Here is a 21,569-nt window from a genome sequence, read left to right as displayed (position 1 = left end):
GCCTGCACGGGAATGGTTGCGCCTCTTCGGTCGTTACCTCCACGTGCAAGGAAGTAGACGACCCACCCGCACCGACCATCGGATCTGCCACTGATGACGCTGCCTGCCCTGGAACTAGCCGAGCGCACCGACGAGTCACGCCCGCGTCCGCGGCGCCCCCGTCGCTCCGCTTCTCCTGTCCGTAACGCTCCAAGCCGCACGCTCGCCGCGGTCCCCGATGAGCTCGACGAGCTCGACGTCTCCGCTGTCGCCGAGCTCATCGCCCGTGGTCGCGAGACCGGGGAGCTCAGCCGTGCCGAGCTTCGCGAGGCCCTTGAGGCCGCTGATATCGGCGTCGAGCTGCTGCCCGCGCTGATCGCACGTCTCGGCGCCGCTGGAATCGACCTCGTCGAAGAGGAAGAGGAAAGCGAGCGCGCCCCGGCCGGCGCCACCACGCCTGGCCGGACCGTCGCCGACCACGCCGGCACGGCGGACCTCGTCCGCATGTACCTGCGCGAGATCGGCAAGGTTCCGCTGCTCAACGCCGCTCAGGAGGTCGAGCTCTCCAAGCGCGTCGAGGCGGGGCTGTTCGCCGAGCACAAGCTGGAGACCGACGAGGGCCTCGCTGAGGACCTCCGCCGTGACCTGCGCCTGCTCGTCACCGACGGCCAGGCCGCCAAGCAGCAGCTGGTCTCCGCCAACCTGCGCCTCGTGGTGTCGGTGGCGAAGAAGTACAGCGGCCGCGGCATGACCCTGCTGGACCTCGTCCAGGAGGGCAACCTGGGCCTCATCCGCGCGGTCGAGAAGTTCGACTACGCGAAGGGCTACAAGTTCTCGACCTACGCGACCTGGTGGATCCGCCAGGCCATCGGCCGCGCGCTGGCCGACCAGGCCCGGACGATCCGTATCCCGGTTCACGTGGTCGAGCAGATCAACAAGATCACCCGGCTGCAGCGCCAGCTCGTCTCGACCCTCGGCCGTGAGCCGACGGACGAGGAGCTCGCGTTCGAGCTGGACATGCCGATCGAGCAGGTCGTCGAGCTGCGCCGCTACGCGCAGGACACGGTGAGCCTGGAGACGTCCGTCGGTGACGACGGCGACTCCGTGCTCGGCGACTTCATCGAGGACTCGGATGCGACGTCGCCGGCCGACGCTGCGTCCTACGGCGCGATGCAGGACGAGATCGACAACGTCCTCGGCGCGCTGAACCCTCGTGAGCGCGAGGTCATGCGGCTGCGTTTCGGTCTCGCTGACGGAAAGCAGCACACGCTCGCCGAGGTCGGCAACCGGCTCGGGCTCACTCGTGAGCGCATTCGCCAGATCGAGCGGGACACGCTGCGCGAGCTGCGTAAGCCCGCCGTGGCCGGGAGGCTGCGCGAGTTCCTCGACTGACGAGCGGGCGGCTGGGCCGAGGTCGTCTGATGGGCGCCGGCAACGCGGGCCGGCGCCCATAGCACAGCCCGGAGCAGGGGCAGCCGTCCTCGCTCCGGTACGGGTGGTCGGAAGCCGGATCCTCGCCATGAGGATCCGGCTTTTCCTATTGGAAGCCGGCCTGTCGAAACCGGACCGGCGAGACGCCAGCCCGCCAGACGCCAGCCCGCCAGACGCCAGCCCGCCAGACGCCAGCCCGCCAGACGCCAGCCGGCCATGGACCGGTCCGTCAGCGGCCGGCGTGTCAGTAGCCTGCGCGGACGCCGGATGGCAGGAGCGTCGGGTACAGGACGTTGCCCACGGCGAAGGCCCCCGACGGCGTCAGGCGCGCGTACTCGTTCTGCGACCACCAGCCGGGGAATCGTGCCAGCCGGGTCTGGAAGAGCCACGATCCAGCTGGGTCGCCCCAGACGAACAGTGGCATCGACGGCATCGGCATGGTCACGACCAGCTCACCGTCGACGTCCGCCGGGCCCCTGGCCGGGTAGCCGGCCGGGTCGACCACGGCGACGGCGCAGCCCAGCGCCGCGCCGGCCTCACCGGCCCGCACCGGCGCGGTGGGCAGCGCCGCGATCGTGGGCGCGCCGAGGTCGCCACCGCCACTCATGGCGCTGAAGGCGACCGACGGGCTCACCGTCTCGTAGACCCATGCGGCCGCGTCCGGCGTGAACGGCGATCCGAAAGCCGCCACGGTGCGCAGCAGCGAGAGATCGGCGACGCTCGCCGGCACCAGCCCCGAGCCGTGGCACGCCTCGACGAACGAGGCGGGCAGGCCCAGGCAGGTCACCTCGACCGCCTCCGCGAGCCGCCACAGGATCGACAGGTCCGGCCGGGCCGGGCTGCCGTCGTACAGGACGATCGCCGACCCGGTGAGCAGACCGGAGACCAGGAGGTTCCACGTGGCCTCGCCGGTGGTGGCCAGCCAGCAGAAGCGGTCGTCCGGCCCGAGATCCAGGTGGAGCACCAGCGATTTCAGGTGCTCCAGCAGGATCCCGCCGTGCCCGTGGACGACGGGCTTCGCCACGCCGGTGTCCGGGGAGCTGAACTGGATCCACAGCGGCGCGTCGAACGGGAGCCGGGCCCAGGCCAGGTCCTCCGTCGCGGCGAGCAGGTCGTCCCAGGACGTCAGGGCCGGGGTCCGCGCCTGCGCCGCCCGGGTCAGGGCATCGGCCGCGAGGTAGGGAACCACCACCGTCGCGGCCAGATTGGGCAGGCGGCGGGCAAGGTCGGCCAGTGACTGCGCCGAGTCGAACACCTGGCCCTCGCGGGTGTACCCGTCGACGCCGATCAGCACCTTCGGCGTGATGGGGGCGAAACGGTCGGCGATGTCCGCCAGGCCGAGCTCGGGCGGGCAGCACGCCCACACCGCGCCGAGGCTCGCGGACGCCAGCATCGCGACCACGGCCTGCGCGCCGCTGGGCAGCACCGCGGCGACCCTGTCCCCGGGGCCGACACCGAGGCGGCGCAGGCCGGCGGCGGCCCGTGCGACCTGCCGTCGAAGCTCGTCCCAGCTGACGACGGTGGTCACGCCGTCCTCGCGGACGGCGATGATCGCGGGTGCGGGGCCGCGGCGGCTGAGCGCGTTCTCGGCGTAGTTGACGCGTGCGGAGGTGAACCAGCGGGCATCGGCCAGCCCGGTGCCGGTCAGCGCCGGGCCGTCGCCGCGGTCGCCCTCGACGGCGCAGAACTCCCAGACCGCCTCCCAGAAGGGGCCCGGTTGGGTGACCGACCAGCGGGCGAGCCCGGTCCGCTCGGCGAAGGACACGCCGTGGTCCTGTGCGAGCCACTCCTGGAAGCGGGTGACGGACGCCTCCGCGACGCGCTGGGCCGACGGCTCCCACAGCACGGTTCCCACCGGCGTGCGTGACGGTGCGGCGCGTGACGACGCCACGCGTGACGTTCCGGAGCCGGTGGCCGCGAAGTGGCCCGTGCCCGCGGGCGACTGATCGCGCGATTCGTCGTTTGCTGGACTTTCATCTCCCGCCACGTGATCTGACCCTAACGTGTCCTCGCCGGTCAATCGCCCGCGAGTCGACGAGCGGTCGTGCCGGAGAGCCACGGGAGTTACCGTCTTGTCGTGTGAGCGGGTCCGTGAACGTCCAGCCAGTGCAGTCGCGGTCGGTCGGGTCCCCGGAGGCTGACCGGGCCGCCGGGGACGGCGGCCCGGGCAACGGCACCCTCGTGGTCTGGGACCCGGGGATGCTCGACTACAACTTCGGCCCGGCCCATCCGCTGCATCCGGTCCGGCTGGCGCTGACCATGGAGCTGGCCACCGCGGCCGGCCTGCTGGAGGCACCCGGGCTCACCGTCGCCGCCGCCGGCATGGCCGCCGACGAGCTGATCGAGCTGGTACACGACCCCGACTACGTGGGTGCGGTCCGCGCGGCCTCGCCGGGCTCGGCGGCGGGCAGCCTGCTGGCGGCGCGGTACGGGCTCGGCACCGCGGACAATCCCGTCTTCGACCGGATGCACGCCGCCTCCGCCCTCATCACCGGCGGCACGCTGGCCGCGGCACGGGCGGTGTGGGAGGGCACCCACCGCCATGCGGTGTCCCTCGCGGGCGGCCTGCACCACGCGATGCGCGGTGCGGCGAGTGGGTTCTGCGTCTACAACGATCCGGCGATCGCGATCGCCTGGCTGCTGGCGGCCGGCGCCACCCGGGTCGCCTACGTCGACATCGACGTCCACCACGGTGACGGGGTGCAGGCCGCGTTCTACGACGATCCGCGGGTGCTGACCATCTCGCTGCACCAGAGCGGAATGTCGCTGTTCCCCGGGACCGGCTTCCCCCGGGAGGTCGGTGAGGGCAGTGCCGAGGGCACCGCGGTCAACGTCGCACTGCCGCCGGCCACGGGTGACGCCGGCTGGCTGCGGGCGTTCTCCGGGGTGGTGCCCGTCCTGCTGCGCGCGTTCCGGCCGCAGGTCCTGGTCACCCAGCACGGGTGCGACACGCACCTGCTCGACCCGCTCGCCGACCTGCGGCTGTCGCTGGACGGGCAGCGTGCCTCCTACGAGGCGCTGCACGCCCTGGCCCACGAGGTCTGCGAGGGCCGCTGGGTGGCCTGCGGCGGCGGCGGCTACGCCCTGGACGCCGTGGTTCCCCGGGCCTGGACCCAGCTGCTGGCGATCGCCTCGCACACCAACCTGGACGGGGCCCGGGCGCTGCCCGAGGAATGGGTGGCCGCGGCTCCGGCCAGGGTGCGGGCGGCGACCGGCCACACCTCGGTCGGCGCCGCCGGGATGCCGTCCACCTTCGGCGACGGCGCGTCGACGCGCTACCACCCCTGGGACGCCGGTGCCGGCGACCAGGATGATCCGCTCGACCGGGCGGTGGCCGCGACCCGCAACATGGTGCTGCCCCTGCACGGCCTCGACCCGCTCCGGGACCGTTGAGCGCCGCGCCGCCCGCCGCGGGGCCGCCACCGCCACCGCCACCATCACCGCAGCCGCCACCATCACCGCAGCCGCACGACTATCCGGCCCACTGGGAGGCCGATGTCATCCTCTCGGACGGTGGCACGGCGCACATCCGTCCGATCCGGCCGGCGGACGGGGAGCTGCTGCGCCCGTTCTGGTCCCGGCTGTCGACCCGGACGATCTACTTCCGGTACTTCAACGTCCGCCGCGGCCTCAGCGACGCCGACATCGCCCGGACGACCAACGTCGACCAGCGGGTCCGCGGCGCGCTGGTGGCGCTGATCGGTGGTGAGCTCGTCGGGCTCGCGCACTGGGAGCGTGGGCAGTCACCGGACGCCGGTCCCACCCCCGAGGCGGAGGTGGCGTTCCTGGTCGAGGACGCCCAGCAGGGCCGCGGGATCGGCTCCGTGCTGCTCGAGCACCTGGCCGCCGCCGCGGCCGAGCGGGGGGTGCGGCGCTTCGACGCCGACGTGCTCAGCGAGAACCAGCAGATGATCAGGGTTTTCCTGGACGCCGGTTACACGGTCTCGCGCGCCTGGGAGTCCGGGGCCGCCCACCTGTCGTTCGACATCGCGCCCACCACCCGCTCCGTCGATGTGATGCGAGCCAGGGAGCACCGGGCCGAGGCCGCGTCCGTGCACCGGCTGCTGCACCCACGGGCGGTGGCGGTGATCGGAGCCGGCCGCGACCGGGAATCGCTCGGCAACATCGTCCTGCGCAACCTGCTGGCGGGTGGGTTCGACGGCCCGGTCTACCCGGTGAACCCCGTGGCGGCGGCCACCGGCGGCGCCGTCGCCTCGGTGCGGGCGTACGCGTCGGTCGAGGACACGCCGCCGCCGGTCGATCTGGCGGTGCTGTGCGTGCCGCCGGGCGAGATCCCCGGAGTGGTCGCCTCCTGCGGCCGCCACGGTGTGCGCGGTCTGGTGGTCATGACCGACCAGCGCGACGACGAGGCGGACGCCCGGCTCGCTTCCGACGCCCGCGCCCGCGGCATGCGGGTGGTCGGCCCGGCGAGCCTGGGCCTGCAGAACGTCGCCGCCGGCCTGAACGCCTCGCTGGTGAACCAGCTGCCCGCACCCGGACGCATCGGCTGCTACTCCCAGTCCGGCCCGCTCGGCGGAGCGCTGCTGGAGGCGGCGGCCGCGCGCGGGCTGGGCTTCTCGGTCTTCGTCTCGGCGGGTGACCGCGCCGACGTCAGCGGTAACGACCTGCTCCAGTTCTGGAAAGCGGACACGTCGACCGGTGTCGCCCTCATGCACCTGGAGACCTTCGGCAACCCGCGCAAGTTCGCCCGGCTGGCCCGCTGGCTGGGCCGTGACACCCCGGTGGTCGTCGTCCTCTCCGAACGGACACCGCTGGACGAGGCGCTGCTGCGCCAGGCCGGGGTGATCGGCGTCGACCGGGTCTCCCAGGGGCTGGACGTCGCGCTGCTGCTCGCCACCTGCCCGCTGCCGGCGGGCAACCGGGTGGCGGTCGTCGGTGACTCACGGGCTCTGGTCCGGTTCACCGCCCGGGCGGCGGACGCGGCGGGGCTCGCGGTCGAGGAGGTGCTGCTGCCGGCCGGCAGCAGCACCGAGGCCTTCCGGGCCGCGCTGGTCTCCGCGGCCTCCCGGGCGGATGCGCTGATCACCGTCGCCGTCCGGCTGCCCACTTCGCTGCCGGGCCCGAACTCGGGCCCGAACTCGGGCCCGAACCCGGACCCGGCGCCGGCTGCTCTCGGTGCCGCCGCCGCGGCGAGGGCCGTCAGCGTGCCCGTCCTCGCCACCGTCCGGGGCTCGCGGGTGCCACCGGAGCTGTCCGGGCTCCCGGTCTATTTCACGCCCGAGGCCGCGGTCGGAGCGTTGCGCGGAGCGGTCGCCTACGCCGACTGGCGTGCCCTGCCCGCGGGGACCATCCCCACCACGCCGGTTCGGCGCGACGAGGCCCGGCGACTGACCGACGGTGTGACCGGCCGGCTCACCGCCGGCGCCGCGAGTGAGCTCCTCGACTGCTACGGCATCGACGTCGTCCCCAGCCAGGTCGTCCGGAATGCGGACGAAGCGGTGGAGGCGGCTGAGCTGTTCGGCTGGCCGGTGGCACTCAAGGCCCGCGCGAGCCGGTATCGGCACCGGCCGGAGCTGGGCGGGCAGCGCCTCGACCTGGCGGACCCGGCGGTGCTCCGGACGGCCTGGCGGTCACTGGTGGAGCGCGTCGGGCCGGACGGCCCGATCGTCGTGCAGCGGATGGTGCCGACCGGGGTGGCGGTGGTCCTCGGCGCCGAGGAGAACCCCCGCTTCGGGCCGTTGGTGTCCTTCGGCCTGGCGGGTGCGGCGACGGAGCTGCTCGGCGACCGGGTGCACCACATCCTCCCGCTGGCCGACGCCGACGCCGCTCGGCTGGTCCGGTCCGTGAAGGCGGCACCGTTGCTCTTCGGCTACCGCGGTGCCGCCCCCGTCGACGTCGCCGCGCTGGAGGACCTGCTGCTGCGGCTGGCGCGCCTGGTGGACGAGACCGGCGCGGTGCGGCGGCTGGCCCTGGAGCCCGTGATCGTCTCGGCGGACGGGGTAAGCGTGCTCTCCGCGGAGATCGTTCTCGCCCCGCCGATCCCGCGTGCCGACGCGGGCCCGCGTCGCTTCTGGCGGGCGGGTTCCCAGGGCGCGCCGGCGGGCGCCACGGCGGGTGCCACGGCGCTTGTCGCGGAGGCCGACACACAGCCCGGTTCGGCACAACGTGTCCCCACCGTCCACAATCGTCTGCCATGACCACGCCGTACCCTGCCCAGCCAACAGGCCGGCCGTCCGACGGCCCCGAGACGGGCGGCCGTGACGCCGTCGGTGACGAACCCGCTGGATCGGCTGGCCCGGGTCCGGTTCCGGGCCAGCCGGGCGGGGAGCGGGTGGGATCGCCCGTTGTCGGCTGGGACGACTTCGGCCGGGCTCTGGACGGCTGGAACGACCAGAGCAGCGAGAACGGCTGGTCGTCCTACCCGGACGTCACCGGTGCGCGGGCCGCCGTGGGTCAGCAGCGGACCCCGTCCGGCTGGGAGCCCCTCGTGGGGGATGACGACAGCGAGACCCGTGGGCCGCTGTCATCGGCGGGCTTCCCGCTGCCGGTGCCCGCACGGCCGCCGGTACCGCCGCCCACAGCGCCGCCGCCTACGATCCCGCCGCCGCCGACGGTGCCGCCGCCGACCACGGCGCCACCGGCCGCGCCGCTGTCAGGACCGCCGCTGTCCGGCCTGCCGCAGTCGGTTCCTCCGCTGTCAGATCCGCAGCCGCCCGTCCCGCAGCCGGCAGCGTCGTCGATGCCGCCGCCGACCGCCACGCCGCCACCGACCGCCACGCCTGGGCCTGGGCCGGGGATGCCTGGGCCGGGAGCGTTCGGGGCATCGGCCGCCGGCCCCGGCACGGACGGAGCCCTTCTCGCGGGAGAGCCCGGGTCGGGCTTCGCCGGCATCCCCGGCTTCCCGCTGACGCCTCCACCCGGCACGGGTGTGGCGCCACCGTCTGATTTCGGTACGTCCTGGCGCGGGCCGGCCCTCGAAAACAGCGCGGCGGCAGGTGGCGCGGGCGGCGGTCCCGGTGGTTTCGGTGGTTCCGGCGGTCCCGTGGGTCCGGGCAGCGCGGTCCCGGCCCTGTCCGCGACCGGTGCCGGCGCCGGCGCCGGCACCGAGCCTGGCTCGTCACCGCCGCTGCCCACCGATCTCGTCGGCCAGGCCCTGCGCGAGGCGCTGTTCGACCGGGCGCCCGTCGGGCTCGCCCTCTACGACACCTCCGGCCGGTATGTCCGGGTCAACGAGGTGCTGGCCAGCCTCAACGGCCGTTCCGCCGCCGAGCACCTCGGCCGCACGATGCCGGAGCTGCTCGGCGACATCGGCCTGGAGATGGACGTCCTGCTGGGGCGGGTCCTGCGGACCGGCGAACCGGTCACCGATCTTGAGATCGGGGTCGCCACGGGCGGTTCGGGGCCGAACCAGACCTGGCTGGCGAGCTGGTACCCGGCCACGGACCGGCTCGGCGCGCCCGCGGGAGCGGTCCTGGTCGCGATCGACGCGACCCGCGCCAAGGCCGCCCAGGCCGACCTCGGCCGGTCCGTGGCCCGGGAGCGTGCGCTGGCGGAGGCCACCGCCGCCGATGTCTTCCACGGCGGCCCGGACGGCGCGCTGGACACGGATCTGCCCCGCTGGCGTGCCATGACCGGCCAGTCGGGCGCCCAGACCGCCGGCTTCGGCTGGCTCGACGCGCTGCACCCGGACGACCGGGATCGGGTCCGCCGGGCCTGGCGCGCCGCGGTGGAGCGCCGGGAGCAGTTCGACGGCGAGTTCACCGTCCAGGACGTCCTCGGCGCCCCCCGGAAGATCACCGCGCGGCTGCTGCCGACGGCGGTGGACGGCCAGCAGGGCCAGCACGTCGAGTGGGTCGGCGTGTTCACGGACGTCACCGAGGCCCGGTCCGCCGCGGTGACGCGGGCGTCGGTCGCCGCCGCCGCGGACGAGGCGGCGTGGCGCCGGGAACAGTCCCGCCGCCTCACCACGGCGCTCGGCCGGGCGGTGACGGTCGACGACGTGGTCGCCGCCGTGGTCGAACACGGCGGTCGCGCCGCGCGTGCCATCAGCCGAGGGGTCGCCCTGATCGACTCCGCCGACGACCGGCTCCGGTTCGACGCCCTGGTCGGCGTCTCGGCGGAGTACGCCGCGCACTGGTCGGAGGTCTCGCTCGGCGCGATCCACCCGCTGGCCGAGGTGGTCCGCGGCCGGCGGCCGATCTTCCTGGGCAGCCGGGACGAGCTGAGCGCGCGCTGGCCCGTCGCGGAACTGCTCGGCGCGGTCGAGTCCGGTCCGGAGCACAGCTGGGCCCTGCTGCCGCTGGTGACGACGGACGCGCCGTTCGGCGTGCTGCATCTGGGGTTTCCCGACCCACGCGAGTTCGGCGGCGACGACCAGGACTTTCTGCTGACGCTGGCTGAACAGACCGCGCAGGCGCTGGAGCGCGCGACCCTGTTCGAGCGGCTCGCGGCCGAGGCGGCCGGGCGGCGGGTCGCCCGTGAGGAGGCCGAGGCGGAGCTCGCCGCGGCGCGGCTGGCCGCCGAGGCCCACCAGGCGGTCGCCGACGGGGCGCTGCGGCGGCTCGAGGTGCTCGCGCAGGCCAGCACCGCGGTGGCCGCGGCCGCGGACGCCGACCGGGCGCTGGCCGCGCTGGCCTCGGTCGTGGTCGGCGAGATCGCCGACGTCTGCCTGATCTACCTGAACCCCACGGTGGACGACCTGGAAGCGGCGGACGCGACCGCGGGTGTGCGCCTGGTGGCCGCCGCGGTCAGGAACGGCCTGACCGCCGCGCCGCTGCCCGGTGGACCCGCGCTAGTGCTGCCCACGACCGGCCCGCTGGCCGCTGCCGCCGACGGCGACGATGACGGCGACGGTTCGCCTGGCCGGACCGTGCCCGTCCTGTTGTCCCTGGGGGAGGGCACGGCGCTGCCTGGCGAGCCGACGTCCACAGGCCTGGCGCCCTTCCTGGACGGGGCTCTGGCCCCGGACCTGGCCCGCTGGGTACGCGACGCCGAGGGCCACAGCGCCGCCGCGATCCCGATCATGCGGCGTGGACGTCCCGCCGGGGTCATGGTGATGATCGCGGCCGGTGAGCGGGCCGCGTTCACCAAGGACGACCTGACGTTCCTCACCGAGATCGCGGCCCACACCGCACCGGCGCTGGAACGCGCCCAGGCCGGTGGCCGGGCCGGTGGCGAGGCCCGTGCGCTCCAGACCGCCCTGCTGCCGCGGATGCCCGTCGTGGCCGGCCTGGAGCTGGCGGCCCGGTATGTCCCCGCCGGGGATGCGGACGAGGTCGGCGGTGACTGGTTCGACGCCATCGACCTGGGCGCCGGCCGGGTGGCCCTGGTCATCGGGGACGTCATGGGCCGCGGCCTGCGCGCCGCGGCGCTGATGGGGCAGCTTCGCAGCGCGGTGCGCACCTGCGCCCGGCTGGACCTGCCGCCCGTGGAGGTCCTCACCCAGCTCGACCGGCTCGTCGCCGACCTCGGCGAGGATCTGATCGCCACCTGCATCTACGCCGTGCTCGAGATCGAGACCGGCCAGCTCACCCTGGCCAGCGCGGGACATCCGCCGCCGCTGGTGGTCGCTCCGAACGGGCTGGTGTCGCGCCTGTACATGGCGGTCGCGACGCCACTCGGGCTGGCCCGCGACGCGATGACCGAATACACCGTGCAGCTGGGTCCCGGTGCGCTGCTCGCCCTGTTCACCGACGGGCTGGTCCGGGGGCGGTCCACCGACATCGACGCGGGCGTGTCGAACCTGGCCGCCGTGCTCGCCCGCCCGGCCGAGGACTGGGACGGCCGGCTCGACCTGCTTGCCCGGGCCGCCTGCGCGGCCGGGTCGCGGGCGGGCGGTGCTCGTCCGGACGGTCCGGGCCCGGGTTCGGGCCCGGCGCCCGCACCGGCGTCAGCCTCAGCGTCAGCGTCGGGGCCGGGTGACGATGTGGCCCTGCTGTTGGCCAGGCTGCCCGAGGCGGGCCCGGCGGTGGATCCACTGGACGTCACCGTCGATCCGGCCGGCGGTCTCAGCCAGGTTCGGGCACACGTCCGGGTCGCCATGGAGAACGCCCTGGTCGCGCCCGCGGTGATCGACACCGTCGTGCTCGTGCTGTCCGAGCTCGTCGGCAACGCGCTGGTGCACGGCCGGTCGCCGCTTTCGGCGCGGGTCCGACGGATGGGGATCGCGGGCGGGGCCGCGGGCGCTGGTGGCGGAAGCTCGCGGCGGTTGCTGATCGAGGTCACCGACGCCGGCGGACGGATGCCGCGCCGGCGGCACGCCAGCCCGGACGACGAGGCGGGCCGCGGGCTCGACCTGGTCGGGCGGCTCGCCGTGCGCTGGGGTACGCGCCCGTTGCCCGAAGGCAAGCTGGTGTGGGCGGAGATCGATCCGGACGACCTCTGATCGTCCGGGCCTTCGGCGGCCGGCCATCGAGAGGGCGCAGGCGGGCTTTCTCGCGGCCGGGCCGTCGGATCCCACGCCGCCTCGCGTAACGTGAGCGTCATGCCGGAAGCGGTGCTGCGCCTAGAGAACGTCACGGTCAGGCGCGATGGGGTACACCTGTTGCGGAACGTGAACTGGGTGGTGAACCAGGGCGAGCGCTGGGTGCTGCTCGGTCCGAACGGCGCGGGTAAGACGACGCTTCTTCAGATCGCCTCGTCCCGGCTGTTCCCGACCTCCGGCGAGGTTGATCTTCTCGGCGAGCGGATGGGCCGGGTCAATCTGCAGGACATTCGCTACCGGGTCGGAGTCGTCAGCCCGGTTCTCAGCGACAAGCCCCCGCACTACGAGCGGGTGCTCGACGCGGTGGTCACCGCGGGCTGGTCGGTGCTCGGGCGTGGCCGCGAGGAGTACGACGAGGTCGACCTGAAGCGGGCGGCGGATCTGCTGAGCCAGTTCGGTTGCCGGAGCCTGGCCGAGCGGAGCTTCGGCACGCTCTCCGAGGGAGAGCGTAAGCGCGTCCAGATCGCCCGCGCGCTGATGACCGACCCCGAGCTGCTGCTGCTGGACGAGCCGGCCAGCGGCCTCGACCTCGGCGCCCGGGAGGCGCTGCTGCGGCGGCTCACCCGCTTCGCGGCCGATCCCGGTGCCCCGGTCACGGTCCTTGTCAGCCATCACGTGGAGGAGATCCCCGTCGGGGTCACCCACGCGCTGCTGTTGCGCCGCGGCGAGGTTCTCGCGGCCGGCCCGGCGGCCGAGGTCCTGGTCTCCGAGCATCTGTCGGCCTGTTTCGGGCTTCCCCTGGAGGTGACGGCCACGGCGGGCCGGTACTCGGCTCGACTGGCCGCTCCGGGGCCACGGCGACCGTCTGCTTCGGTCTCAGCCTGATCTCCGGTCTCGACTCGGCCGGCGGTTTCGGTCCGGCCGGTCCGGCCGGACCGGCGCGGGCCTGACCCGCATCGGATGCCGGCCGCGGCACTGGCAGCACCTGGCCTGATGCGGCGGCCGGGCGGGGATTCCCGCACCGGGCCCACCATCCTGGGTGGCTTCGTAGCGGCGGCCTCGTGGTGAGTGGCTTCGTGGTGAGTGGCTTCGTGCACGGGGAACACAACCGGTGGGTGCCCGTGCAGGCGCGGTGGCGGTGGCGGGCCGTCGGTCCCGTGCCGGTGTTCGGGCCGGCTGGGGGCCTCGGGATCCCGTACCGGATGTGGCCCGGCCCGATGGCGAGGGGCCGGGCGCCTGGGCGAGCGGCTCAGAGCGTCTGTGCGGCGCGACGCGGCGAATCCGGGGTTTCATTTACCCTCTCGCCTTTCGAAGGCTTGTCTGACCCGCTGAGGCGGCCCGCTGGCTCTCGTGCGGGCAGGCGTGCCGGTCGGCCACGGAGCGCGGTCCCGCCGGCGGTGTCGGAACGCCCGACGGACCGTCATCTGGCCGGCCGAATGCCTGACGGGTGAGAGCCTGACGAGTGGGTGGCGGAGGGCCGAGAGCCTGACAGCCCGAGCGCCTGACAGCGATGTGCCTGACAGCGATGTGCCTGATGGCCGAGCGCCTGACAGCGATGTGCCTGACAGCCGAGCGGAGCAGGGTCGAACCACGGATGGCGCGAGGGCTATTGGTTCGGTGGCCGGAACTTGTCGGCTGCCGGGGCCGTGCCGGGTGGGTGTGATTCCCCGCATAGTGATTTCCGGCATACTCATGGTGATTTACGGCATATAGGTGTACTGGCCCCGTCAAGGACATCCCGGAGCCAGCCAGAGCCCACCACCCGTGCGCCCAGCGCGCGAACGCGATCTCGCAGTGCCTGGTCCGATGTCACGACCAGAGTCGGCGGTGGCGTGGTGCGTACCGCTTCCACGATCGTGTCGTCCCCACTGGCCGGTGCATGGATCACCAGGAGCCGTGGGGGTTCCACGCTCATTCTCGGTAACGGTGACTTCAGTTCCGGTGCTGCTGCCGGTGTCCGGTCTTCCCGGTCGTCGGCGGAGATTTCGCTCGTACCGGCCGCGGTTGGTGCGAACTTAGCCATGGTCGGCCCGGCCGGTACACCGGCCCGGGCGGCTCCCTCGAGAACAAGAAGCACCTGTGACGGTCGATCCGCCGGAGTGCGGAGTCCATCCGGCCGGCTGAGCAGGGTGAGAATGTCCCTGTGTAGTCGCCCGGCGGCGGCGGCGCGATCCCGCCACCAGCCGTCTGGTCGTGTGCCAATCACGTTCGCCGCGTCGACGACCCAGGTGAGCCGGTAGTCCATGCCAGTCGGGCGCATAGCGTCAGGAGCGGAATCCGGCGTACTCATCCGGCGCCGCGGGTCGGCTTTGGCAAACACGACGGTGGGTTCACGGGCCCGGGCTTGACCAAAGACGCCGCTGTGCGGGTGGCCTCGTTTGCCGGGCAATCGAACGGTCCGGCGGCGTACGAAGCCTGCTGCCCGTCCGCGTACCGGTGTCTCGGTGCCGAGGCGGGTCGCTGGTGGGTTGCCGCGTGCCGTCGTCGGGACGTTCGTGGGTCGACGTTTCGAACCGGAAGGTGTGATTCGAAGAACATGATCATCTCTCTATCATGTCGATGTCGATCCACTCCTTTGGGCTGCGTCGAGCACCCACCTCGAGCCAGCGACTTGCGCCATCGTCACGGTTGCCTCGCGAGTCTGACGAACCAGGCGTGACAGTTCACGGTGTTCTCGTGGTAATACTAGACCCGTAAGTTCTGCGGTCCGCTGACCTGAAGGAGAGTGGCATGGCCCAGAAGACCATCGTCTCGTTGATTGACGATCTCAGCGGAGAAGAGGCCGACGAGACAGTCCGGTTCGGACTGGACGGCGCACAGTATGAGATCGACCTGTCGGAGAAGAACGCCACGAAGTTGCGGGAGTCGCTGGCGCCGTTCGTCACCGCCGCTCGTCGTTCCGGCGGGCGTGCTGCCAGTGGCCGGCGTGGCGCCCGCGCCGCTTCGCGGCGTACCGGTGGAACCGACCGCACCGCCGACATTCGTGAGTGGGCGCGCAGCAACGGCTACACGGTGAGTGACCGTGGGCGTATCGCGTCGAACATCGTTGAGGCGTACGACAAGGCTCACTGAGCCAGGTCCCACTGCTTTACGGGTCGACGTGTCGAGTCATCGACCCAGGTACTACCCGAGCACAACCCTGATAGTTGGTGTGGGTCTCCTCGGGCCGGCGGCCGAAGAAGACGTGATCATGTTTCGCGTCCTGGTTCCTGCCCATCGAGCGGTCGATGGGCAGGAACCAGACCACGTTGTGTCGATTGCCGGCCGGTGGCCGTACTGCGGCCGGGGGCGACCAAATGGGCGGCCGGCCGGCTGGATCCCCGTGGTTTCAGTGCCTGACGGCTTCGCCGGCCATCCACTTTTCGACATCGTCGGCCGAACGCGGGAGCGCGGCCGACATGTTCCGACTTCCCTGTGACGTCACCAGGATGTCGTCCTCTATCCGGACGCCGATCCCACGAAGCTCCGGTGGGACGGTGAGGTCATCGGGCTGGAAGTAGAGGCCCGGTTCGACGGTCAGCACCATCCCGGCCTCCAGCGCCGCATCCCGGTATGTCTCATCGCGTGCGTGCGCGCAGTCGTGCACATCCAGTCCGAGCATGTGTGACGTGGAGTGCAGCGTGTAGCGCCGATGCAGACCGGCACCCGGTGCCTTCGGATCCTCGCTGAGTGACTCGTCGGGCGTGACCGGAAGCAGCCCCCAGTCGTGCAGGGCCTGTGCGATCACCCGCATCGCCGCGCGGTGTGGATCGAGGAAGGCCGCACCTGGCCGGACCGCTGCTATTCCAGCCTGTTGTGCCTGGTAGACGATCTCATGGACCTGGCGCTGCAACGGGCTGAAGCGTCCGTTCACCGGCAGCGTCCGCGTCACATCCGCGGTGTACAGCGAGCGGCTCTCGACGCCCATGTCGAGAAGCGCCAGGTCACCGGGTCGCACGGGGCCGTCATCCCGCACCCAGTGCAGGGTTGTCGCGTGTGGTCCGCAGGCCACGATGGATCCGTAACCGACGTCGTTGCCGTCGACCCGGGCCCGCCGCCAGAAGGTTCCCTCCAGCCAACGCTCACCGTTGGGCAGTGTCGCCGCATAACCGAACTCGGTCACACACTCGGTGAAGCCGACAATGGTCGCGGCGACCGCCTCGTCCAGCCGCGCGATCTCGAAATCATCCTTGACCAGCCGAAGTTCGGACAGCGTCTGGGCGAACACGGCATCCCGGTCGACGGCCGTGCCGGGCGGCGCCCAGCGGCTCACCGCCCGATCAACTCGGCTGTCCAGCCCGCGCAGAACTCTCGTCCTTGCCGGAGAGAGCTGGGCGAGTGCTTCGGGCAGTTCCGGCAGCGGCCTGCATTCGATGTCGAGCGCGGCTGTGGTCTCCCGCACGCCTGGGCGAGGGCCGACCCATAGTTCGCCGTATCGGCGATCGGTGTAGAACGCGGAGCTGGACCGGTCGGAACGGTCGGCGAGATAGAGCACGGCGTCATGGTCACCGGCCGCGTTGGGATGCAGGATCAGGACGGCGTCCGGTTCGTGACAACCGGTGAGCCAGAAGAAGTCACTGCCTGGGCGAAACGGGTAATCGGTGTCGTTCGCCCGCACATGGAGCCCGCCGCTCGGTACGACGAGTGTGTCGGAGGGGAATCTTGTGGTGAGAAGCCCACGCCGCTTGGTGGTGTAGGGAGCACAGTCGTCACGCGGTGCGACGGTGGTGTCGACCGGTGCCCACCCGCTCGCCATGAAACGCCTGAAGGCCGCGTGGGGCGTCTCATCGTGTTTGGCCTGTCCGTTCCTGTCCGGTTCGTCCGCAGCTTGTTCATCCGTCGTCACACCGCCCGCGGCGGGCAGTGGTGCCTGTGGATCCGTGGCAATCTTCGCCGACTCCTGTGGCCGAGTTGTCCCGATGGTCGGCCGGGACGATTCCTGATCCTCCTCGCCCGGGTTTTCCGCGGACCCCGTTGCGGATGCGGCCGGTGCGGAGACACCCGTCGAAGACCGGACGGACGCCACTTCCGAGCCGCCCGAAGTGAGAGAGCTCCGTTGTGCGCTGTCCGCGGTCGGGCTGTCCTGCGACGGCGCCGCGGCGGGGTGTGAAGCTGGTGTTTGGTGGGACTGGGCGCTCATGCCGTTAACGGTAGGCCGATCGAGCCATGGTCGGGTAGCGGCGCTCGCTGTGGCGGACCCGGCCGGTTCGCGCCGCGGCTCATCTCGCACCGGATCTCGCCCAGATTTTGTCTGGATCCGTTAGCGATGATGATGCGTACTCATCGTGACAGCAGGAGCGTCCGGCGCGACGCTCGAGAGGCGGACCGATCCGCGATCCCACGGCCCGGCCACCGGCAAATGATCGCCGCAGTTCACGGGGAGTGGCGTCGGTTCGCAATCAGCCGTTCCGCACCCTGGCGCGCTGCGACGGACCGTGACTTCACGTCGCGGATCGTTGCCGACTTCGGTGTTCGGCCGGAGATGTTCGGTGGAAGAACTACCGGGGTGGTTGTGATAGGGGTCCAACCTGTGGGGGAGGGGTACGTCGCCTTCGGTTCGTGCCACGTCTCGGCACCGAATTCGGGTGGGGGTGCTCCGGCGCCGGGTAAACCGGTGCACCCGTGGGCGGAAGGGGCGCGGGCCTCGGCCGCGAGGGGCGGAGTATGGCGTTCATCACTTACCGCCTGTCGCGGTGAGGGTGCAAACCCGGCAGGTCGATCGTGGAAGACCAGGAGTTCCGTGTTATCGGCGCCACCGGTGCCCACCCGCGACGCGCGGTGTCCGCCGCCCGGTGGTAGCGACGATTGCGCCGGGTGGAAGGCACTGGTCGCGGCCCTCCAATTTCTAATCCTTTCAAGTCTGGTGGTATTCAGACCGCGTGATCGCCGCGACGGGCCGGACCCGGGTGGTCCGTCCATCGGCCGCGGCCACCACCAGGCGGCCGGGCTCCGCGACCGGCGTCCGCGACGTGGCTCCGCGAACGGCGTCCCCGGCCCGGCTCCGCGAACGGCGTCCCCGGCCCGACCGGTGGGCTCGGCGGGACGGCGTCGCCTGCCGGCCGAGCCCGAGCCGGTGTCGGTGTCGGTGTCGGCTGTCGGACGTCGGGCGGTATCGGCCGGATGCCGGCGGTTTGATGATGTCGACTGTCGAGTCGGGCAATCAGATGCCGGACAGAGATATCGGTAGAACCCTGCGGGTCGCCAGAACACAGGTAGAAAAGTGGTGGGCCGCTGTGGTGGTCCGCGTAGCCGTGCCGACCGAGGCTCGCGGCTGCCGCGGCGGCCGTGGGGATGTCGAGCGGCGTCGGCAGCGGCCAGCCTGGTGCGGCGTCGGATGAGATTCCGACGGCCTTCGGCGGTCGATCCAGCCGTTGGTTCGACGGGCAGGCGCTCGGCGGCAGGAGTCCGCCGGCTCCGTGGGGGCGACGTGGCTCGTCCCGGCGGGTGAACGAGGGGACGTGGCCGTGAGCTGGCCTCCGAACAATGACGATCCGGGCCACTGGGATCCGCGTGACCGTCGTCGCACGCCACCGGGCCGGGGGTCTGGCCGACCGCTGCCTCCGGAGTCCGGAGCACCCCGGCAGCCCGGAGCACCCCGGCAGCCCGGAGCACCTCGGCAGCCCGGAACACCCCGGCGCCCCCCGGCGCGCCAGCCCCGGCCCCAGGAGCGCCCGGCGGCCCCCGAGCGTGGTGGTCCACCTCGTCCGGGCCAGGCACGTCCCACTCCACCGCCCGCGGCGGGTTCCGCCCGGCGTGCGCCCGGAGCGGAGAACTGGCCTGCCGGTAGCTGGCCGCAGCGTGAGCCGAGGCCAGCTCCGAACGGGCCTGCCCGCCACGGCCCACCGGGTGGACCGAACAGGTCGGGTAGGCCGGGCGGGCCCCGCGACCCCTATGACTCCTACGAGCCCTATGGGCCCGCCCCCGCCCAGGAGGAGCAGCGCCGGCCGGCCAGTGGGCTGCGCCGCACCGTGACGGCGTGCGCGGCGCTCGTCTCGATCGTCCTTCTCCTGGGGGCGACCACCGGCTGGGCCGTGCTGCGGCACTACGACGGCAAGGTCGGGCGGGTGGAGCTGAAGTTCTCCGACGCCTCCGCGCGCCCGGCCGCGGCCGGGTCGGGCACCCAGAACATCCTTCTGGTCGGCTCTGACACCCGGGCCGGTACCGGGGGCGAGTTCGGGCAGACCGAAGGGCAACGATCGGACACCACGATCCTGGCTCATCTCGATGCCGACGGCTCGACGACCCTGCTGTCCTTTCCCCGGGACCTCTGGGTCCAGATTCCCGCCTACACCGACTCATCCGGTGTCGCGCACGAGGCGCAGAAGTCCAAGCTCAACGCGGCCTTCGCCTACGGCGGGCCGTCGCTGCTCATCCGCACCATCGAGACGCTCACCAACATCCGCGTCGATCACTACCTGCAGATCGACTTCGTGGGCTTCCAGGCGATGACGGACGCGCTCGGCGGCGTGACGGTCTGCGTGAAGGAGCTGTCGGCCGATCTGAAGGCGCGCGGCTTCAACAACCTGAGCGACCGGTACTCCGGCTGGCAGGGGCAGGTCGGCAGCAACACGCTCAACGGTGAGCAGGCCCTGGCGTTCGTCCGGCAGCGCTACGGCCTGCCGGAGGGCGACATCGACCGGATCCGTCGCCAGCAGCAGTTCCTCGGTGTGGTCTTCAGATCGGTCGCCTCGACCAGCACGCTGCTGAACCCGAAGAAGCTCCTGGATGTCGTCGACGCGGCCACCTCCGCCCTGACCCTGGATCAGAACACCTCGCTGGCCGACCTGCGCCTGCTGGCCATCCGGATGCAGGGGATCAGCAGCGGTGCGGTGACCTTCGCGACCGTGCCGGCCACCCCGGGGAGGGCGGGCGAGCAGTCGGTACTCCTGGCGAAGCCCGATGAGCTGGCGGAGCTGCTGGACAAGCTTGGCGGCTCCCCGCAGCGCAGCGCCGCGGCACCCCACACCGGCGACTCGACGACCACGTCCGCACGTGCGGTGAACTGGTCACCCGCCACGGCTGCCCACCCGGCCAGGACGGCCGGCCTCGTCACGCAGCTCGACGAGGGGGCTCCTGGCACCGTCACGTTGGCCCAGGCCGCGCCCGCGCCGGCGGAGGGAGCCGGCTGCACCTACTGAAGCCCGCGCGCACCTGCGCCTGCCCGCACCTGCGCCAGCCCCGCGCACCTGTGAAGCCCGCACCCGTGCTGACGTCCGCCCTGGCGAGAGCCGAGGCGGATGCCAGCACGCTAGCGCGGACGGGCCCGATGCTCACCGCCCCGGCGTGGGCGGGGCGGTCGTTCGTCCAGTGCGGCGTTCAGCTCCGCGCCGAGCAGTACCGCGAGCGCGGTGATGTAGAAGAACAGCAGCGCTGCGACCGGTGCCGCGAGCGAGCCGTAGACAAGCTCGTTGCTGAAGACCAGCTCCAGGTACATCCGAAGCAGATAGCTGCCCACCAGCCAGAGGAACAGCGCGAGGGCGGCGCCCGGCAGCGCCCGTCGCCAGGGGCGTCGCTGGGGCAGTGCGAGATGGTAGAGCGTCGTCAGCATGGCCAGCGCCACCACGCCGACCACGGGCCAGAAGACGTCCCGCAGCAGCTCGTCCACAGCTGGGTGCCGGCCGGCGTCGAGCAGGTCGGAGAGCAGGCTGGGCCCGAGTACCAGCGCGGGCAGCAGGATGACACCGGTCGCTACCTGGGCCATGAACAGCCACAGCGCGAGCAGTCGGCTGCGGACCGCGGAACGGAGGTCCCGCTGGCCGTAGGCGATCGTGATCGTGTTGACGAAGGTCGCCATGGCGGTGGACCCGGTCCACAAGGACAACAGGAAACCGATGGAGATGACGTCCGGGCGGCCGCGAGAGAGGATCTGGTCGATCGTCGGCCGGACCGTTCCGTCGACCACCGACGCGGTCAGCAGGTTGTCGGCACCGCCGAGGATGCTCTGCCGGACGTTGTCGACGGCGTCACCGCCGAGGACGTCGCCGAGGTAGCCGATCGCACCGAGCAGCGCGAGCAGCAGTGGTGGCATGGAGAGCAGCTGCCAGAAGCCCGCCTCGGCGGCGAGCCCGAGGACGCGGTGCCGCCACGCGTTGGCGACCGTCGCCCGGGCCAGTCGCAGCGCGCCCCAGGGAACCCAGGACCTCGGCTGCAGCAGCCGCCGGGCGAGGTCTCGCACGGCCTCGCCCCGATCCGGGCCATCCGACCGCGCGAACGCCCGGAACCAGGTGAGGGCGCGCAACGCCCGCCTTGCGGCGACCCGCGCGCTGGTCGACAGCGCACGGCTCGACAGAGCACGCAGCCCACCTTCCGGGGCAGCCAGGGTGCGGCCCGGCTCGTTCCCGGTGGTGGACACACACTTACCGTATGACTGCCCGGCTATGGCGCGGGCGAGGGCACCTGCGGGGCTCGGCAGCCGTCAGCGGCGGCTCGTACGCCCGGCCTGGCGGCCACGACACCAGGCCGGACGTGAGTCGGGGGCATGCCGTGCGATCACGGCATGCCCCCGGTTGCGTGATGTGTCAGGAGACACTCAGCTTTTCGGTCTCGTCGTGGTACTCGACCGCGACCGAGCGGAGCTTGGAGTCGTGCGACTTCGCGTGGTGGCGGCAGAACAGCAGGTCTCCGCCCCCAGGCAGAACGACCCGGACGTAGGCCTGTGCGCCGCACCTGTCGCAACGGTCGAGGTTGGTCAGCGTCGGCTTCGTGGTAGTCCCTGTCACACCTTCTCCAACTGTGTTGAGCGGCCAGACGTTCCGCCTGACCATGTGACGGTTTACTCACAGCCGGCTCTCTCGGC

The 21,569-nt window shown here is 72.3% G+C and carries 11 protein-coding genes; 7 read left to right on the top strand and 4 right to left on the bottom strand.

The genetic code is table 11. The annotated features are described in order from the left end of the window. Positions 1-93 precede the first annotated feature (93 nt). Positions 94-1,371 (top strand): RNA polymerase sigma factor, encoded by a 1,278-nt coding sequence (locus tag CcI49_RS12905; RefSeq protein WP_076826721.1) that lies wholly within the window; start codon positions 94-96, stop codon positions 1,369-1,371. A gap of 283 nt (positions 1,372-1,654) precedes the next feature. Here CcI49_RS12905 and CcI49_RS12900 read toward each other — a convergent pair whose 3' ends face one another. Continuing rightward, positions 1,655-3,301 (bottom strand): AMP-binding protein, encoded by a 1,647-nt coding sequence (locus CcI49_RS12900; RefSeq protein ID WP_347280115.1) that lies wholly within the window; start codon positions 3,299-3,301, stop codon positions 1,655-1,657. 200 nt (positions 3,302-3,501) lie between these two features. Between CcI49_RS12900 and CcI49_RS12895 the strand changes: the two genes are divergently transcribed. The 5 genes from CcI49_RS12895 (at position 3,502) to CcI49_RS12870 (ending at position 14,866) form a co-directional block, all read left to right on the top strand. Further along, complete coding sequence (locus CcI49_RS12895) at positions 3,502-4,803, top strand: acetoin utilization protein AcuC (RefSeq protein WP_076826869.1); 1,302 nt, start codon at positions 3,502-3,504, stop codon at positions 4,801-4,803. Further along, entirely contained in the window at positions 4,800-7,568 is a 2,769-nt protein-coding gene (locus tag CcI49_RS12890) for a GNAT family N-acetyltransferase (protein WP_083749481.1), read from the top strand. Before CcI49_RS12895 ends, CcI49_RS12890 begins: the two co-directional genes overlap by 4 nt. Before the next feature lie 134 nt (positions 7,569-7,702). After that, positions 7,703-11,755: a SpoIIE family protein phosphatase gene (locus CcI49_RS12885; protein ID WP_277872717.1), complete on the top strand. Its 4,053-nt coding sequence runs from the start codon at positions 7,703-7,705 to the stop codon at positions 11,753-11,755. Between the two features lie 99 nt (positions 11,756-11,854). Then, on the top strand, positions 11,855-12,679 hold the full coding sequence (locus tag CcI49_RS12880; RefSeq protein WP_054564935.1) for an ABC transporter ATP-binding protein: 825 nt from the start codon (positions 11,855-11,857) through the stop codon (positions 12,677-12,679). Positions 12,680-14,524: 1,845 nt separating this feature from the next. Then, the gene (locus CcI49_RS12870) at positions 14,525-14,866 is read left to right on the top strand and encodes an Lsr2 family protein (protein WP_006542630.1); all 342 of its coding nucleotides are present in this window, start codon (positions 14,525-14,527) and stop codon (positions 14,864-14,866) included. A 256-nt stretch (positions 14,867-15,122) separates the two neighbouring features. On the opposite strand, the gene CcI49_RS12865 is transcribed toward CcI49_RS12870, so the two are convergent. Then, positions 15,123-16,529 (bottom strand): aminopeptidase P family protein, encoded by a 1,407-nt coding sequence (locus CcI49_RS12865; protein WP_054565430.1) that lies wholly within the window; start codon positions 16,527-16,529, stop codon positions 15,123-15,125. A gap of 2,212 nt (positions 16,530-18,741) precedes the next feature. Between CcI49_RS12865 and CcI49_RS12860 the strand changes: the two genes are divergently transcribed. Next, positions 18,742-19,911 carry an LCP family protein gene (locus CcI49_RS12860; protein WP_054564934.1) on the top strand — a complete coding sequence of 390 codons (1,170 nt, stop codon included), beginning with the start codon at positions 18,742-18,744 and terminating at the stop codon, positions 19,909-19,911. Positions 19,912-20,021: 110 nt separating this feature from the next. Here the strand turns inward: CcI49_RS12860 and CcI49_RS12855 are convergent, their stop codons facing one another. Together CcI49_RS12855 and CcI49_RS12850 are read right to left on the bottom strand one after the other, a co-directional pair. Continuing rightward, positions 20,022-21,125: a YihY/virulence factor BrkB family protein gene (locus tag CcI49_RS12855; RefSeq protein ID WP_054564933.1), complete on the bottom strand. Its 1,104-nt coding sequence runs from the start codon at positions 21,123-21,125 to the stop codon at positions 20,022-20,024. A gap of 166 nt (positions 21,126-21,291) precedes the next feature. Next, complete coding sequence (locus CcI49_RS12850) at positions 21,292-21,492, bottom strand: hypothetical protein (RefSeq protein WP_006542635.1); 201 nt, start codon at positions 21,490-21,492, stop codon at positions 21,292-21,294. Positions 21,493-21,569 lie beyond the last annotated feature (77 nt).

Source organism: Frankia sp. CcI49 (assembly GCF_001983215.1).
Lineage (GTDB): Bacteria > Actinomycetota > Actinomycetes > Frankiales > Frankiaceae > Parafrankia > Parafrankia irregularis.
This window is presented reverse-complemented; position numbering and strand designations above follow the sequence as displayed.